The following is a 15,458-nucleotide window of genomic DNA, read 5'->3' on the forward strand; positions in this document are numbered from 1 at the left end:
CCCCTAGAATTGCCCGGCCCCCTTCACCTCTTCCTCGGGAAATCGCAGCTGTGCCGCGTCGCATCATCAGAACGCTCAATGCGTTCAGTGCCTGTGCCCTTGCCCTCACCTTGAGTGGCTGTATCGGAACCTGGGGCATCGCCCCGCAAAGCAAGACGCTGCAAGCCAATACCTTGACCACCGACGCGGCCATACGCGAAGCCGCGACCGACGCCCATTGGCCCGACCAGCAGTGGTGGCACGCCTATGGCGACCCGCAGCTGGATCGCTGGATTACCCTGGCGGTAGCCGGTAGCCCTAGCCTGGCCATGGCCGCGGCGCGTGTGCGCGAGGCCAAGGCCATGGCCGGCGTGGTCGAGTCGGCCGAAAAGCTCCAGGCCAACGGCCAGGCCACCCTCAAGCGCCACAACTGGCCGGAGGACCAGTTCTACGGCCCGGGCGCGCTGTCGGGCGCCAACACCTGGGACAACAACGCCGCCATCGGCTTCAGCTATGCCCTCGACCTCTGGGGCCGTGATCGCAATGCCAGTGAGCAGGCTGTGGACCAGGCGCACATGAGCGTGGCCGAAGCCCGCCAGGCGCAGCTGGAGCTGCAGAACAACGTGGTGCGTGCCTATATCCAGCTGAGCCTGCATTTTGCCCAGCGCGATATCGTCAAGGCCGAACTGGAGCAGCAGGAGCAGATCCTGGCCCTGGCCAAGCGCCGCCTGGATGCCGGCATCGGTACCCATTTCGAAGTCAGCCAGGCCGAAGCGCCGCTGCCGGAAACCCACCGTCAGCTCGACAGCCTGAACGAAGACATTGCCCTGACCCGCAACCAGCTGGCCGCACTGGCCGGCAAGGGCCCGGGGGAGGGCGCGCAATTGCAGCGCCCGGCCCTGGCCTTGGCCGCGCCGTTGCAACTGCCATCGAACCTGCCTGCCGAACTGGTCGGCCAGCGTCCCGATGTGGTTGCCAGCCGCTGGCAGGTGGCTGCCCAGGCGCGAGGTATCGACGTCGCCCACGCCGGCTTTTTCCCCAACGTCGACCTGGTCGGCAGCCTGGGCTTCATGGCTACCGGCGGTGGCCCGCTGGAATTCCTGACCGGGCGCAAGTTCAACTACAACGTCGGGCCGGCCATCAGCTTGCCAATCTTCGACGGCGGCCGCCTGCGCTCGGAACTGGGTGTGGCGTCGGCGGGGTATGACGTGGCTGTGGCCCGTTACAACCAGACCGTGGTGGGGGCACTGAAGAACATCTCCGACCAGTTGATCCGCCGCGAGTCGATGAAAGAACAGTCGCATTTCGCTGCCGAGTCCGTCGCCGCCGCGCAGAAAACCTACGACATCGCCATGGTTGCCTTCCAGCGCGGCCTCACCGACTACCTGAACGTACTCAACGCGCAGACCTTGCTGTTCCGCCAGCAGCAGGTGCAGCAGCAGGTGCAGGCCGCCCGCCTGATTGCCCATGCCGAGCTGGTGACCGCCCTGGGTGGTGGCCTGCAGGCCGGTCAGGATGCGCCGAAAGAGGAACGCCAGGCCGCGCCGAAAACCCCGGCCACCCTGGCCATTTTCGACAAGAAGCCGGATAACGCCGAATGAGCACTTCCAGTTTGCCCGTGCGCTGGCTGCAAAGCCTGGAGTGGCGCCGGGGCTTCTTTGCCTGGGCCCGCACCGACGGCGTGACCTGGGTGTACATCTTCAAGGTGCTGGCCGCCGCGTTCATCACCCTGTGGCTGGCCATGCGCCTGGAGCTGCCGCAACCGCGCACAGCCATGATCACCGTGTTCATCGTCATGCAGCCGCAAAGCGGGCATGTGTTCGCCAAGAGCTTCTACCGGGTGCTCGGCACCCTGGCCGGCTCGGCGATGATGGTGGCGCTGATTGCCATTTTCCCGCAGAACACCGAGCTGTTCCTGCCCAGCCTGGCCTTGTGGGTGGGGCTGTGTTCGGCAGGCGCCATGCGCTATCGCACCTTCCGTGCCTATGGCTTTGTGCTGGCCGGCTACACGGCCGCGATGATCGGCCTGCCGGTGCTTCAGCACCCCGACCAGGCCTTCATGGCGGCGGTATGGCGGGTGCTGGAGATTGCCCTGGGCATTCTGGTGTCGACCTTCGTCAGCGCCGCCATCCTGCCGCAGTCGGCCAGTGCCGCCATGCGCAACGCCTTGTACCAGCGCTTTGGCGTTTTTGCCGGGGTAGTGGTCGAGGCGCTGCGTGGCGATAGCCAGAAGGACCGTTTCGAGAGCAGCAACGTGCGCTTCGTTGCCGAGGCCGTGGGCCTTGAGAGCCTGCGCAACGTCACCGCCTTCGAAGACCCGCACATGCGCCGTCGCAGTGGCCGGCTGGTACGGATGAACAGCGAGTTCATGGCCATTACCACGCGCTTCAACGCCCTGCACCGTTTGCTGGAGCGCCTGCGCGCCCGTGGCCCGCTGCAGATCGTCAGCGCCATCGAGCCAGGCCTGAACACCTTGGTGGAGCTGCTGCAGCCTTACGTGGGCCGGGCGTTGACCGACGCCGATGCACTGCGCCTGACCCTGGAACTGGCTGCCTACAAAGAGGGGCTGCAAGCCCAGGTGCGGGGCCTGCGCGCCGAGTACCTGGCGACCGACCCCAGCGAATCCGACCTCCTCGATTTCCACACCGCCTTCGAACTGCTGTACCGCTTCGTCGACGAGATGTTCAGCTACGCCCAAACCCACGCCTCGCTGGCCGCGCACAAACACGAGCGCGAACAGTGGGACGAGCCCTACGTGGCGCAGACCAGCTGGCTGGTGTCGCTGGCCGCCGGTGTACGCGCCTCGGCGGTGCTGTTGCTGCTGGGCAGCTACTGGCTGCTCAGCGACTGGCCCAGCGGCGCCATGATGACCCTCATCGCCACGGTTACCGTGGGCCTTTCGGCGGCGTCACCCAACCCCAAGCGCATGTCGTTCCAGATGGCCTGCGGCACAGCCATCGGCGCCTTTGTCGGCTTCTTCGAAACCTTCTTCGTGTTCCCCTGGATCGACGGTTTCCCGCTGCTGTGCATGGTGCTGGCGCCGGTGTTCGTGCTGGGCGCGTTCCTTTCGTCGCGCCCTGCCTATGCCGGTTACGGCATCGGCCTGCTGGTGTTCTTCGCGATTGGCTCGGTGCCGAACAACCTGACGGTGTATGACCCGTACACCTTCATCAACGACTACATCGGCATGGTCATCGGCATGTTCGTTTGTGCCGCCGCCGGGGCGATCATCCTGCCGCCCAACAGCCGCTGGTTGTGGAACCGCCTGGAGCAGGAGCTGCGCGAGCAGGTGCTGTTCGCCATCAGTGGCCGCCTGCGCGGTATCGGTACGGCCTTCGAAAGCCGTACCCGCGACCTGCTGCACCAGGCCTATGGCCTGGCGGCTGGCAAGCCGCAGGTGCAGAGCCAACTGATGGGCTGGATGTTCACCGTGCTGGAAATCGGCCACGCCGTGATCGAGCTGCGCAAGGAACAAGCTCGCGCACCGGTGCACCCGGCCTACGCCGAGTCGCAGCCGTGGCGCCAGGCCATCCGCGTCATGGGCCGTGCCCTGACACGTTTGTTCTTGCAGCCAAATGCCAGCAACCACGAACGCGCCCTGGTCGCCGTGGACCATGCCATTGCCAGGGTGCAGGCCACCGACGAACCGTTCGCCCGTCATTTCGACACCTCGGTACTGCGCCGCGCGCAGAGCTACCTGCACTTCATCCGTTCCTCCTTGCTCGACCCACAGTCGCCACTGGCACCGGCGAAAGGATTGCACCATGCCCCGTGAGATCGCCTTTCATGGCGTTTACATGCCCACCATGACCTTGATGTTCCTGTTCGCCCTGGGCCTGGCCTGGGGCCTGGACCGGTTCATTGCCAGCCATGATGGCTACCGCTTCTTCTGGCACCCGGCGCTGTTGCGCCTGAGCCTGTTCGTCTGCCTGTTCGGCGCCATGGCGCTTACTGTCTACTGGTGAGAATCCTTCGATGAAAAAGTTCTTCAGCCTGATCGCCACCCTGCTGGTGCTGGTCGCTGCCGTGGCCATCGGTCGCCAGTTGTGGCTGCACTACATGACCACGCCGTGGACCCGCGACGGCCGCGTACGCGCCGACATCATCAACGTCGCTGCCGATGTGCCAGGCTACGTGGTGGACGTACCGGTCAAGGACAACCAGCGGGTGAAGAAGGGCGACCTGCTGATCCAGATCGACCCCGAGCACTACCAGTTGGCGGTCGACCAGGCCAAGGCCATGGTGGCGTCACGCAAGGCCACCTGGGAAATGCGCAAGGTCAACGCCAAGCGCCGTGCCGACATGGACAACCTGGTGATCTCCAAGGAAAACCGTGACGACGCCAGCAACATCGCCAACTCCGCCCAGGCAGACTACCAGCAAGCCCTTGCCGAACTGGCGGCAGCCGAGCTGAACCTCAAGCGCACGCATATCGTCGCCACAGTGGATGGCTACGTGACCAACCTGAATATCCACAAGGGCGACTACGCGCGCACCGGTGAGGCGGTGATGGCGGTGGTCGACGAAAATTCGTTCTGGGTGTACGGGTTCTTCGAGGAGACCAAGCTGCCGCACGTGAAGGTGGGTGACCAGGCCGAGTTGCAGATGATGAGCGGCGAGCGCATCAAGGGGCATGTGGAGAGCATTGCCCGCGGCATCTATGACCGCGACAACCCACAAAGCCGCGAGCTGATCGCCGATGTGAACCCCACCTTCAACTGGGTGCGCCTGGCACAGCGGGTGCCGGTGCGTATTCACATCGATGACGTGCCGGAAGGGTTTTTGCTGGCGGCGGGGACGACGTGTACGGTGGTGGTGAAGCCGAGTTCGCCTTGAGAGATGTGTTGCCCGTAAGGTGGCACATGTCCCGATTCATACACTCGTCGCCCCCACCAACACAGGTACCTGGACCTGATCGATCACCTTCGAGCTGATCGACGGGTCGAGCAACCGCCCCAACCGTGTCAGGTGACGGTGGCCCATGATGATCAGCTCGCAGTTCAATTCCTGCGCCTTGGCCACAATCACATCAACGGGCTGGCCGGCCACCATGCACCCCTGGCAGGTGAAGCCGGCTTGCTGCAGCTCGCGCACGGCCGCGGCTACGGCGTGGTCGGCATGCTGCTGTTCCTCGCAGGCGGCGGGGTATTCTTCCAGTTCCTCGGCGGTGTAGGGCGCAGGTTGCTCATGCACGGCGAAGGTGGAATCGATGGCCAGCAGCACGTGCAGTTCGTGTTCACCGGGGCGGCAGTAGCGGCGGGCGAGGGTGAGCAGGGCGCTGGAAGCAGGGGAGGCGTCGATGGCGATCAGGACGGGGCTGGGCATGGGGATCCTTGGCTGAGGCTGAGTAATGTGCTTGCAGGTCGGGCCCTTTCGAGGGGCAAGCCCGCTCCCACAGGACTCCCAAAATGCCCAAACGCTGTGGAGTAACTGTGGGAGCGGGCTTGCCCCGCGAAAGGGCCCGACCTGCCCATCACCCATTTATGGCCAAACGTGCCCAGTGAATAAATGCCCCACCACGCAAGAGCGCATTGCGTCTGATGCAATCCACCAACCTGCTACCATCGCGTTTCCCACAGCTGTAATGGAAAACGGCCATGCAACTCCCGGACATGAACCTGCTCGTCGCCCTCGATGCCCTGCTCGACGAAGGCAGCGTCGTGGGCGCAGCGCAGCGCATGAACCTGAGCCCGGCCGCCATGAGCCGCACCTTGGGGCGCATTCGCGATGCCCTGGGTGACCCCATCCTGGTGCGCGCCGGCCGTGGCCTGGTGCCGACGCCGCGGGCGCTGGCCTTGCGCGAGCAGGTGCATGGGCTGGTAGAGCAGGCCGGGCAGGTGTTTCGCAGCCGTGACGATGTCGACCTGGTTAACCTGGACCGTGCCTTCAACATCCGCACCAATGATCTGTTCATTGCCCTGTACGGCGCTCAGCTGCTGCGCATGATGCTGGCCCAGGCGCCGCGTACGGTGTTGCGGTTCGTCCCGGAGGGCAGTGGTGACGATGATGCGGTGCTGCGCAACGGGCATATCGACCTGATCATCAGCTCGGCCATTGAGCTGGGGCCGGAAATCAAGGTGCAGAGCCTGTTCAACACCTACTTCGTGGGCCTGGCGCGGGAGGGGCACCCGATCTTCGACGCCCCGATCACCCCTGAGCGATTTGCCGCCTACCCGCAGATCAGCGTGTCCCGACGCGGCCGGGCCAATGGACCCATTGATGTGGCGTTGGCCAATCACAAGGTGGAACGTCGAGTGGCCCTGATCACCACCAGTTTCCATTCGGCGATGTTCTCGCTGCCGGATTCGGACCTGATCCTGCCGATACCCGCCAATATCCTCAACAGCGTGCAGCGGTTGAAGTTGCCATTGCGCTCGTTCGAGATCCCGGTGCCGTTGGAGAAGGTCAATGTGATGCAGGCGTGGCACCCGCGCTTTGACAACGACCCCGCGCACCGTTGGTTGCGCCAGACGTTGAAAGCGTGTGGCCGCATAGACCCGTGATTTCGGCATCGATTGCGTCTGACGCAATATACAACTATCAACAAGTCAGTTTTCGTCAGCATTCGACCTTCTTAAACTTGCCCCAGCCCTGAAATTGTTGCTGGAGATGTATTCCCATGAGTTCCCTGACCGCGCCCTCTGCGGCGCTGGCCGCCGCCCCCGCGCCGGCCGCACCTGCGCAGACGGCGTTTGGCCTGCAGGTGGTGGTCGGGCTGTTCGGTGTGTTGCTGGCCGTGCTGTGTGCAGGCCTGAACGAGTCGGTCACCAAGATTTCCCTCGCCGATATCCGCGGTGCCATGGGCATCGGTGCCGACGAAGGCGCCTGGTTGCTGGCGGTGTACAGCGCCGCCTCGGTCTCGGCCATGGCCTTTGCGCCCTGGCTGGCCACCACCTTCTCGCTGCGGCGCTTCACCATGAGCGCAATCGCCCTGTTCGCCGTGCTCGGCCTGTTGCAACCGTTCGCCCCCAACCTGCACAGCCTGATGCTGCTGCGTGTGCTGCAGGGCTTTGCCTCGGGAGCCCTGCCGCCGATGCTGATGAGCGTGGCCCTGCGCTTTTTGCCACCAGGTATCAAGGTCTATGGCCTGGCCTGCTACGCCCTGACTGCCACCTTCGGCCCCAACCTCGGCACACCACTGGCGGGGCTGTGGACCGAATATGTCGGTTGGCAATGGGCGTTCTGGCAGATCATCCTGCCCTCGCTGCTGGCCATCGTTTGCGTCGGCTGGGGCCTGCCACAGGACCCGCTGCGCCTGGAGCGTTTCAAGCAGTTCGACTGGCGTGGCGTGCTGCTTGGCCTGCCGGCCATCAGCTGCATCGTGCTGGGCCTGTCGCTGGGCGACCGCTGGGGCTGGTTCGATTCGCCGCTGATCTGCTGGCTGCTGGGCGGTGGCCTGCTGTTGCTGGTGCTGTTCATGTACAACGAGTGGTCCGAGCCGTTGCCGTTCTTCCAGTTGCGCATGCTGCAGCGGCGCAACCTGAGTTTTGCATTGGTGACCTTGGCCGGTGTGCTGATCGTGCTGTCGGGTGTGGGCAGCATCCCCTCTGCCTACCTGGCGCAGATCCAAGGCTACCGCCCGGCGCAGACCAGCCCGTTGATGATGCTGGTGGCCATGCCGCAGTTGATCGCCCTGCCGCTGACGGCGGCGCTGTGCAACATCCGCGCGGTGGACTGCCGCTGGGTGCTGGGTATTGGCCTGGCGATGCTGGCGGTGTCCTGTGTCGGCAGCAGCCTGCTGACCAGCGAGTGGATCCGTGGCGACTTCTACCCGTTCTACCTGTTGCAGGTGTTCGGCCAGCCGATGGCGGTGCTGCCGCTGCTGATGCTGTCCACCAACGGCATGACGCCGCAGGAAGGCCCGTTCGCCTCCAGCTGGTTCAACACCGTGAAAGGCCTGGCCGCCGTGATCGCCGGTGGCCTGCTGGATGCCGTTGGCACCCTGCGCCGGCACTTTCATTCCAACCACCTGGTGGACAGCCTGGGCAACGCCCCGCTGGTCGACGACAGCGCTGCGGGCTTGGCCAGGCGCATCCACGACCAGGCGCTGGTACTGACCTCGGCTGACCTGTACCTGGTCCTGGCCTGCATTGCCGTGGCGCTGATCTGCCTGATTCCTTTCGTGCCTACCCGGGTTTATCCGCCGCGTGCGGTGGCCTGACCCCTGGATGAATTCGAGAACCGCTGAAATGACCAACAACCGCAAAACCCTGTTCATCGGCTCGGTGCTGGCCGTGGCTGTCCTGGCTGGCATCGTCGGCCCCTGGATATTTGGCAGCGACCACCGGCAGAGCACCAACGACGCCTACGTGATTGCCGACTACACCGTGGTCGCGCCAAAGGTGGCCGGCTTTATCAAAGAAGTGCTGGTGGAGGACAACCAGCAGGTCAAGGCCGGCCAGTTGCTGGCGACCATCGACGCCCGTGATTACCAGGCCGCCCTGGATGCCGCGCAGGCGCAGTTGCTGGTGGCCCAGGCGCAAAGCGCCGATGCCCGCGCCACCCTTGAGCGCCAGGCATCGTTGATTGCCCAGGCCGAGGCTGCTGTCAAAGCCGCCCAGGCCGAAGCGGCGTTCGCCGACCATGAGGTCAACCGCTACAGCCGCCTGGCCGAGCAGGGCGCCGGTACCGTGCAGAACGCCCAGCAGGCGCGCAGCGGCGTCGACCAGGCCCGTGCGCGCCTGGCCAATGCTCAGGCGGCGTTAGTGGCAGCGCGCAAGCAGGTGGATATTCTGACCGCCCAGGTGGCCAGCGCCGATGGCCAGCTGAAACGGGCCGAAGCGGGCGTGGAAAAGGCCCAGCTCGACCTGTCCTACACACGCATTACTGCGCCGGTGGACGGCATGGTCGGCGAGCGCGCACTGCGCATAGGCGCCTACGTCAACCCGGGTGCCCGCCTGCTGTCGGTGGTGCCGTTGCAGCAGGCCTATGTGGTCGGCAACTTCCAGGAAACCCAGCTGACCCACGTGCAGCCTGGCCAGCCGGTGAGCATCAGCGTCGACACCTTCTCCGGCGAAAAGCTGCAAGGGCATGTGGAAAGCATCGCCCCGGCTACCGGCGTCACCTTCGCCGCCGTCAAACCGGACAACGCCACCGGCAACTTCACCAAGGTGGTGCAGCGCATTCCGGTGAAGATCGTATTCGATGATGGCCAGCCACTGCTCACCCGCCTGCGTGTGGGCATGTCGGTGGAAGCGACCATCGATACCCGTGGCGACAAGCTGGACGGCAAAGAGGTAAGCGCACGATGAAACCGGCATTACGCTTGAGCCCGGTACTGCTGGCCGTGTTGCTGGCGGGCTGCACCATGGGCCCGGACTTCCTGCGCCCTGACAGCCAGGCACCGCAGCAGTGGGCGCCGCTGCAAGGCGAGGCGGCGGCCAGCCAGCCGCAGGCCCAACCGCTGGAACTGCGTTGGTGGGAAACCTTCCATGACGCACAGCTCAGTGCCTTGATCCAGCGCGTTGCCGAGCGCAACCTCGACCTGCAGATGGCCAGCGCCCGCTTGCTGCAAAGCCGCGCCCTGCGCAGTAGCGTGGCTGCCGATGAAGTGCCGTCGGTGGATGCAAGCGCCGGCTACAGCCGCGCCCGCAACAGCGCCGAAGGCCTGAGCGATCCGTCTGGCAAGGCAGGCAAAGCGGCGTACAACCTTTGGCAAGGCGACCTGGTGGCCGGTTGGGAGCTGGACCTGTGGGGCCGCGTGCGGCGCCAGGTCGAGGCTGCCGATGCTACTGTCGAAGTGGCCGAGAACGACCGCCGCGGGGTGCTGCTGGCCTTGCTCTCGGAAACCGCCGGCAATTACATCCAGCTGCGCGCCGTGCAGCACACCCTCGATGTGACGCAGGACAACCTCAAGGTTGCCCGGCACAGCCTGAAGCTGTCCGAAAACCGCCAGGCCGAAGGCGTTGCCACGCGCCTGGATGTGGCCCAGGCCAGCGCCCAGGTTGCTTCGATCGAGTCGCGATTGCCAAGCCTGGAAGCCCGGCGTGATGACCTGATCAACGCGCTCAGCCTGCTTGCTGCCGAACCGCCGCGCAGCTTGCAGGCCGAATTGCTGCAGGGCGGCGAGCTGCCCGCGCCGCAGCAGCAGTTTGCCATCGGCTTGCCCTCCGAACTGGCCGAGCGCCGTCCGGACATCCGCCAGGCCGAAGCCCGCCTGCATGCCGCCACCGCCAGCATTGGCGTGGCCAAGGCGGATTTCTACCCGAGCATCCGGCTGTCGGGCAGTGTCGGCTTCCAGGCCATGCAACTGTCGGATTTCGGCGGCTGGGATTCGCGCCGCTTTGCCTTCGGGCCGCAGCTGTCGCTGCCGATTTTCGAGGGCGGCCGGCTCACTGGCACCCTGGAGCTGCGCGAGGCGCAGCAGCAGGAAGCGGCGCTGAACTACCGCAAGGTGGTGCTGGGGGCATGGCATGAGATTGACGATGTACTTCGCCTGTACAACGCCAGCCAATTGCGCCGTGACCACCTGGCCGAGGCCGTGCGACAGAACCGCATCGCCCTGGAAACTGCCCAGCGCCAGTATGTGGAAGGGGCGGTGGACTTTCTCAATGTGCTGACGGTGCAGGGTGCATTGCTGGCCAGCGAGGAGCAGTGGATCGACAGCTCGGCGGCGGTGTCCCAGGCGTTGGTGGGGCTGTACAAGGCCTTGGGGGGTGGCTGGCAGGCGTTTGATGAGCAGCCCGCGAAGAAAGCGTAAAGGCAGGGCCGGTACAGGTAGCCGAGATCTCAGAGCGGGCGCAGCAGGCCAAAGCGCTTGCGCAGCGCCCAATCCAGCAACCGCCGTGGCAGCAACCTCGCCATCAGCGGCAACGCCATACTGCCATTCCCCAACCGCACCACCCCCGGTACCGGCGACTTGCCGACTGCCGCCAACACACCCTGGGCAAACACCGCCGCCGAAGTCGGCTTGTCCTGCGAAGCCCGCGCCCGCGCCTGGACATGCTCACGCAACGGCCACCATGGTGAGTCCGCCGCCAGTACCTGCTCGGCCTGGCGCTGGGCATTGTTGGCGAACTGCGTGTCAATCGCCCCCGGCTGCACTTCCATCACCTGCACACCGAACGGCGCCAGTTCCAGGCGCAAGGCATCGCTCAGCGCATGCACGGCCGCTTTCGAGGCGCAGTAGGCACCGGCGAATGGCGTGACCAGCACACCGGAAACGCTGCCGATGTTCACCACCGTGGCGCGTGAGCGGCGCAGCAGCGGGAACAGCGCGCGGGTCACGCCGACCACGGCAAACACGTTGGTTTCGAACTGTTGGCGCAGGGCATCCACACCACCGTCCAGCAACGGGCCCATGGCGCCGTAGCCGGCGTTGTTGATCAGGATATCCAGGGTTTCGAGTTCTTCGGCCAGGCGGGCGAGGGCCTCACTGTCGTTCACATCCAGTTGCCGGGCGGTGAAGCCGGCGGCGTTCAGCACTTCAACATCCTCTGCCTTGCGAGCAGTGGCCCAGACGTGGTGGCCAGCATCGCGAAAGGCGTCGGCGAGGGCGCGGCCGATGCCGCTGGAACAACCGGTGATCAGGACGGTGGGCATGGGAGTAGCCTTCGATTAATTGGCGAATGTACCTTGCAGGTGCTCGGCGCGAAACTCCAGGGTCTGTGGCCGGTAACCGGCGCGCAGGGGGGGCAGCGGCAGGCAGTCCTTCCACTCGGCCCCCGGCTGCAAATCACCCGGCCCTCGGTAGCGCGGGGCGTTGTAGGTGCTTTCGGCCAGGTTCACCGTGTCGCCCGGTGCATACGCCGCCACTCGCCAGCGCAGTTCGGTCAGCGGGGCCTTGTTGCCGTTTTTCATGTGTACCTGCAACGCGCGGTCAGCCGGGCATTGTTCGGGGGCATAGGCAAGGCGCAGGTCCAGGCGGGCCAGTTGCGAGGCTTCGCGGGTTTCCTGCCAGGCAACGAACAAGGCTACCAGGCCCAGGCCACATATGGCGGCCAAGGAGATCGGTAGGGCCTTGGCCGGGTAGCGCAGCAGCAGCACCAGCCAGGTGAGGATGAGGAAGGCGCCGATGATCATGGGGCTTGCAGACCTAGGTTGCGCGGGGTCTGACCATCGTAGCCTGAAATGGGGGAGGGCTCAAAAACGCGAGCCCGCCCCCAGCCCTTGTGGGAGCGGGCTTGTCCCGCGAAAGGGCCGCAAAGCGGCCCCAAGGTTCACTTACTGCGCGATGGTCTTGACCGATATCCCACGCTCGACCAGCGTGGAAGTGCGCCCATACACATCCTCGAAACGCTCGATATCATCCTCGCCCAGATAGCTGCCGGACTGCACTTCGATGATTTCCAGCGGGATCTTGCCCGGATTGCGCAGGCGGTGGACCGAAGCGATCGGGATGTAGGTCGACTGGTTCTCGGTCAGCAGGAACACGTTCTCGTCACAGGTGACCTCGGCAGTACCAGACACCACAATCCAGTGCTCGGCACGGTGGTGGTGCATCTGCAGCGACAGGCTGGCACCCGGCTTGACGGTGATGTGCTTGACCTGGAAGCGGCCGCCCATGTCCACCGAGTCGTACGAGCCCCACGGGCGATACACTTCCAGATGGTTCTGGGTTTCAGTACGGCCCTGCTCGTCGAGGGTCTTGACCATCTGCTTGACGCCCTGGACCTTGTCCTTGTGGGCAATCATCATGGCGTCCTTGGTCTCGACCACCACGATGTTCTCCAGGCCGATCACCGACACCAGCTTGCCGTTGCCGTGGATCATGCAGTTGCGGCTGTCCTGCACCACCACGTCGCCCTTGGTGACGTTGCCGTTGTCGTCCTTCTCGTGCACGTCCCACAGCGACGACCAGCAGCCCACGTCGCTCCAGCCGGCCGACATCGGCACCACGCAGGCGCGCTGGGTCTTTTCCATCACCGCGTAGTCGATGGAGTTGTCCGGGCAGCAGGCGAAGGTCGCTTCATCGATGCTGAGTACATCGTCCTCTTCCTCGCTGCGCTCCAGGGCCAGCACGCAGGTGTCGTAGATGTCGGCGTCGTGCTTTTTCAGCTCTTCGAGGAAGCGGCTGGCGCGGAACAGGAACATGCCACTGTTCCAGAAGTAGCCACCGGCCTGGACGAACTCGGCGGCACGTTTTTCGTCGGGTTTTTCCACGAACTGGGCCACGCGCGCCACGCCCTCGGGCAGCAGCGCGTCCTGGCTGGAGCGGATGTAGCCGTAGCCGGTTTCCGGCTTGGTCGCCGGTACGCCGAACAGCACCATTTCGCCACGCTCGGCGGCAACGGTGGCCAAGGCCAGGGCGCGCTGCAGGGCCTTCTGGTCGTCGATCACGTGGTCGGCGGGCAGCACCAGCATCAGATCGTCGCGGCCTTCGTTGACCAGTTTCATGGCGGCCATGGTCACGGCCGGCGCGGTGTTGCGGCCAAACGGCTCCATCAGGATGCCCTGGGTTTCCAGCTTCAGCGCAGCGAGCTGCTCCTGGACGATGAATTTGTGGTCCTTGTTGCAGACCACGATCGGCGTGTCCATGCCTTCGAACGCCAGGCGCTCGAGGGTTTGCTGGAACAGGGTGTGTTCGCCGGTCAGGGCCAGGAACTGCTTGGGGAACTGCTTGCGCGACAGTGGCCACAGACGCGAACCGCTACCACCAGAAAGAATTACCGGGATCATCATGTTTCTCCAATAGTCGTTAAAGGCAGGGGATCAGTTGCTAGCCACGGGGCGAGTTACCCACACCGGCGACAAAGCGTTGCCGGAACCGGTTACGTACAGCACGGCGGCTTCGCCGCGCTCCAGGGCGACGGGTTTCACGTCACCCACTTTCTTGTCGCCCTGGTACAGCGCCAGGTTGACCTTGACCGGGTTGATTTCGCGTTCGCCACGGCCGTTGGCGGCCACCGGCTTGACCACTTCGGTCTTGCCGTCGGCGGTTTTCAGGGTCAGCTGCTGGTCGCTCAGGTTCTGCACGCGCACCAGGGCTTTCTGCTTGTTCTTGAACGGTGGTTCTTCGATCAGCTGCGGGTTGCCGGTGCCGCTGTTGACCAGGGTGTAGTACTTGTCCGAGGCCAGCTTCACCGGCACGCTCTTGCCGCCGACCTGGGCGGTGTAGTCGCCGCCTGGCAGGAAGCTGAAGTCGCTGCTGGCCTGGGCGCCAACCTGCTTGATCTGGGTGTTGCCGACCGACGCGGCAGCCGGTGCGCTGGCTGCGTTGTACAGGCGCACAAAGGTCGAGCCTTTCGGTGCGCTAGGGCCATACAGCGCAGCATCGGCACCGGCGAAGGCCTGCATCGAAGCAAGGGAAAGGCCGGCCGCGAGGGTGAGGGCTTTGGCAATGGAAGTCTTGGTAGTCATGTGCATTTCCTCTCTATCGTTCAGTGGTTCGTCCGGGTGGACGACAAGGCCAGGTTTTCTTCGGATTTACGGGCGTTTTTCAGCTGCGCGATCCACTGCGGATCGAAGCTGCTGAGGTCGTTTTTCATGGGTAGATAACGTTCGGGGAATTCCCACACCACCACTTGCGGTGCGGCGTTTTTAAAGGCATCGCTTTGCAGGTACTTGAGCATCGGCAGCAATGGGCCGTGGCCGTCTTCGGCGTAGTTGGCGACGTCGCTGCGCAGCGCCTGCTGCAGCGCGCCAAGGAAGTTCCAGTGCGGGTTGGCGCTGTAGCTGGTCCCCACCAGCGCGACGGGGATCTCGTTGTTGGCGAACAGCGCGTCATCGCCTTCAGCAGCGGCTTGCGCCGGGCGGGTGCTGCGTTGTTGCAGGTTGTCCGGGGCCGGCAGCAGGTTGCTGAACAGCGGGTCCAGTGGCAGGAAGTTGGTCAGGTCGCCTTTGTAGGGCGCCGTGCTGCCGGCTTCGGTGACGAAGGTTTGCGGGTCACCGTTGAGCAGGTTCTGCCGGCTTACAGCCTCGGCCAGCGCCTGGGCGACGACTTCGGCGCCCATCGGTGTCCAGTGGGTGTCGGTGCGCAGGAATACCTGACCACGCGCCTTGGCTTGTTCCATGGCCGCTTGCAGGTCCGGGGCGAACACGTTGGCCTGGCGCACCTGGGCATGGAACTGGTTGTACAGGTCATCGTGCAGGCTGGCCGGCTGCTCCTTGCCCAGGTATTCCGAATAGACGCGCGCCTTGGCCGGGATGATCGCCAGCACCAACTGGCTACCGTGCTGCTGCAAGGTGTCGCGCACGCCACGGATCAGCGCCAGGTTTTCCTGCATCAGTTGTTCGGCGCCAGCCGTGGGCTTGAACTCTTCGTCGCTGAACAGCCACTGGTCGCGGCCCAGCACCACACCGGGGCGGCCCTCGTTGAACAGCTTGAAGTCCATGGCCGCCCAAAGGTTGGTGCCCAGGCGTTTGATCGGGAACTCGGCGTCGTAGTGGGTCTCGGCGGCCTTGGCCAGCTTGCCGTTGAGCAGGGTCATCTGCTCGGTGCGCTGAAAGCTTTGCAGGCCACCGGTGGACCACACGCCCATGCCCACCAGCAAACCGAGGAACGACAGGGAGTAAGTAATGCGTAATGTGCGGTTCATGTC

14 protein-coding genes are annotated in these 15,458 nt (G+C 64.7%); 8 read left to right on the forward strand and 6 right to left on the reverse strand.

The features are described 5' to 3' along the window. The first annotated feature begins 50 nt into the window (after nt 1-50). From LU684_RS21900 to LU684_RS21915, 4 genes are read left to right on the forward strand one after another with little or no spacing between them, the layout of a single operon-like run. Nucleotides 51-1,580, forward strand: a complete 1,530-nt coding sequence (locus LU684_RS21900) for an efflux transporter outer membrane subunit (RefSeq protein WP_232895014.1) — start codon at nt 51-53, stop codon at nt 1,578-1,580. Further along, the gene (locus tag LU684_RS21905) at nt 1,577-3,754 is read left to right on the forward strand and encodes an FUSC family protein (protein ID WP_060517435.1); all 2,178 of its coding nucleotides are present in this window, start codon (nt 1,577-1,579) and stop codon (nt 3,752-3,754) included. Before LU684_RS21900 ends, LU684_RS21905 begins: the two co-directional genes overlap by 4 nt. Continuing rightward, entirely contained in the window at nt 3,744-3,944 is a 201-nt protein-coding gene (locus LU684_RS21910; protein WP_009685040.1) for a DUF1656 domain-containing protein, read from the forward strand. The genes LU684_RS21905 and LU684_RS21910 overlap by 11 nt, the downstream gene beginning before the upstream one ends. 10 nt (nt 3,945-3,954) lie before the next feature. Further along, nucleotides 3,955-4,815, forward strand: coding sequence for an efflux RND transporter periplasmic adaptor subunit (locus tag LU684_RS21915; RefSeq protein WP_102689052.1), 861 nt, complete (start codon nt 3,955-3,957; stop codon nt 4,813-4,815). 36 nt (nt 4,816-4,851) lie between these two features. Here the strand turns inward: LU684_RS21915 and LU684_RS21920 are convergent, their stop codons facing one another. Next, the gene (locus tag LU684_RS21920; protein WP_016489027.1) at nt 4,852-5,304 is read right to left on the reverse strand and encodes a universal stress protein; all 453 of its coding nucleotides are present in this window, start codon (nt 5,302-5,304) and stop codon (nt 4,852-4,854) included. A gap of 272 nt (nt 5,305-5,576) precedes the next feature. Between LU684_RS21920 and LU684_RS21925 the strand changes: the two genes are divergently transcribed. From LU684_RS21925 to LU684_RS21940, 4 genes are all read left to right on the forward strand, one after another. After that, nucleotides 5,577-6,482, forward strand: a complete 906-nt coding sequence (locus LU684_RS21925) for a LysR family transcriptional regulator (protein ID WP_060517440.1) — start codon at nt 5,577-5,579, stop codon at nt 6,480-6,482. A gap of 116 nt (nt 6,483-6,598) precedes the next feature. Beyond that, nucleotides 6,599-8,140 (forward strand): MFS transporter, encoded by a 1,542-nt coding sequence (locus tag LU684_RS21930; RefSeq protein WP_023048189.1) that lies wholly within the window; start codon nt 6,599-6,601, stop codon nt 8,138-8,140. 28 nt (nt 8,141-8,168) lie between these two features. Further along, complete coding sequence (locus tag LU684_RS21935) at nt 8,169-9,230, forward strand: HlyD family secretion protein (protein ID WP_060517442.1); 1,062 nt, start codon at nt 8,169-8,171, stop codon at nt 9,228-9,230. Then, nucleotides 9,227-10,678, forward strand: a complete 1,452-nt coding sequence (locus LU684_RS21940) for an efflux transporter outer membrane subunit (RefSeq protein WP_232895016.1) — start codon at nt 9,227-9,229, stop codon at nt 10,676-10,678. Before LU684_RS21935 ends, LU684_RS21940 begins: the two co-directional genes overlap by 4 nt. Nucleotides 10,679-10,707: 29 nt before the next feature. Here LU684_RS21940 and LU684_RS21945 read toward each other — a convergent pair whose 3' ends face one another. The 5 genes from LU684_RS21945 to LU684_RS21965 all read right to left on the reverse strand — a co-directional run bounded on the left by LU684_RS21945 (nt 10,708) and on the right by LU684_RS21965 (nt 15,455). Next, entirely contained in the window at nt 10,708-11,520 is an 813-nt protein-coding gene (locus tag LU684_RS21945) for an SDR family oxidoreductase (protein ID WP_060517444.1), read from the reverse strand. 15 nt (nt 11,521-11,535) lie between these two features. Then, entirely contained in the window at nt 11,536-12,000 is a 465-nt protein-coding gene (locus LU684_RS21950; RefSeq protein WP_232895018.1) for a multidrug transporter, read from the reverse strand. 141 nt (nt 12,001-12,141) lie between these two features. Further along, entirely contained in the window at nt 12,142-13,596 is a 1,455-nt protein-coding gene (locus LU684_RS21955; RefSeq protein ID WP_232895023.1) for a mannose-1-phosphate guanylyltransferase/mannose-6-phosphate isomerase, read from the reverse strand. A gap of 33 nt (nt 13,597-13,629) precedes the next feature. Next, nucleotides 13,630-14,277, reverse strand: coding sequence for an alginate O-acetyltransferase AlgF (locus tag LU684_RS21960; RefSeq protein WP_016489019.1), 648 nt, complete (start codon nt 14,275-14,277; stop codon nt 13,630-13,632). Between the two features lie 20 nt (nt 14,278-14,297). Further along, on the reverse strand, nt 14,298-15,455 hold the full coding sequence (locus LU684_RS21965; protein ID WP_016489018.1) for an alginate O-acetyltransferase: 1,158 nt from the start codon (nt 15,453-15,455) through the stop codon (nt 14,298-14,300). Nucleotides 15,456-15,458: the final 3 nt, after the last annotated feature.

This window comes from Pseudomonas sp. NMI542_15 (assembly GCF_021283425.1).
Taxonomy (GTDB): Bacteria; Pseudomonadota; Gammaproteobacteria; order Pseudomonadales; family Pseudomonadaceae; genus Aquipseudomonas; species Aquipseudomonas fortuita.

Excerpts from the sequence above, each read along its gene's own strand:
- LU684_RS21905 (WP_060517435.1), top strand. The coding sequence starts at position 1,577 with ATGAGCACTTCCAGTTTGCCCGTGCGCTGGCTGCAAAGCCTGGAGTGG.
- LU684_RS21910 (WP_009685040.1), top strand. The coding sequence starts at position 3,744 with ATGCCCCGTGAGATCGCCTTTCATGGCGTTTACATGCCCACCATGACC.
- LU684_RS21915 (WP_102689052.1), top strand. The coding sequence starts at position 3,955 with ATGAAAAAGTTCTTCAGCCTGATCGCCACCCTGCTGGTGCTGGTCGCT.
- LU684_RS21920 (WP_016489027.1), bottom strand. The coding sequence starts at position 5,304 with ATGCCCAGCCCCGTCCTGATCGCCATCGACGCCTCCCCTGCTTCCAGC.
- LU684_RS21925 (WP_060517440.1), top strand. The coding sequence starts at position 5,577 with ATGCAACTCCCGGACATGAACCTGCTCGTCGCCCTCGATGCCCTGCTC.
- LU684_RS21930 (WP_023048189.1), top strand. The coding sequence starts at position 6,599 with ATGAGTTCCCTGACCGCGCCCTCTGCGGCGCTGGCCGCCGCCCCCGCG.
- LU684_RS21935 (WP_060517442.1), top strand. The coding sequence starts at position 8,169 with ATGACCAACAACCGCAAAACCCTGTTCATCGGCTCGGTGCTGGCCGTG.
- LU684_RS21940 (WP_232895016.1), top strand. The coding sequence starts at position 9,227 with ATGAAACCGGCATTACGCTTGAGCCCGGTACTGCTGGCCGTGTTGCTG.
- LU684_RS21945 (WP_060517444.1), bottom strand. The coding sequence starts at position 11,520 with ATGCCCACCGTCCTGATCACCGGTTGTTCCAGCGGCATCGGCCGCGCC.
- LU684_RS21950 (WP_232895018.1), bottom strand. The coding sequence starts at position 12,000 with ATGATCATCGGCGCCTTCCTCATCCTCACCTGGCTGGTGCTGCTGCTG.
- LU684_RS21955 (WP_232895023.1), bottom strand. The coding sequence starts at position 13,596 with ATGATCCCGGTAATTCTTTCTGGTGGTAGCGGTTCGCGTCTGTGGCCA.
- LU684_RS21960 (WP_016489019.1), bottom strand. The coding sequence starts at position 14,277 with ATGACTACCAAGACTTCCATTGCCAAAGCCCTCACCCTCGCGGCCGGC.
- LU684_RS21965 (WP_016489018.1), bottom strand. The coding sequence starts at position 15,455 with ATGAACCGCACATTACGCATTACTTACTCCCTGTCGTTCCTCGGTTTG.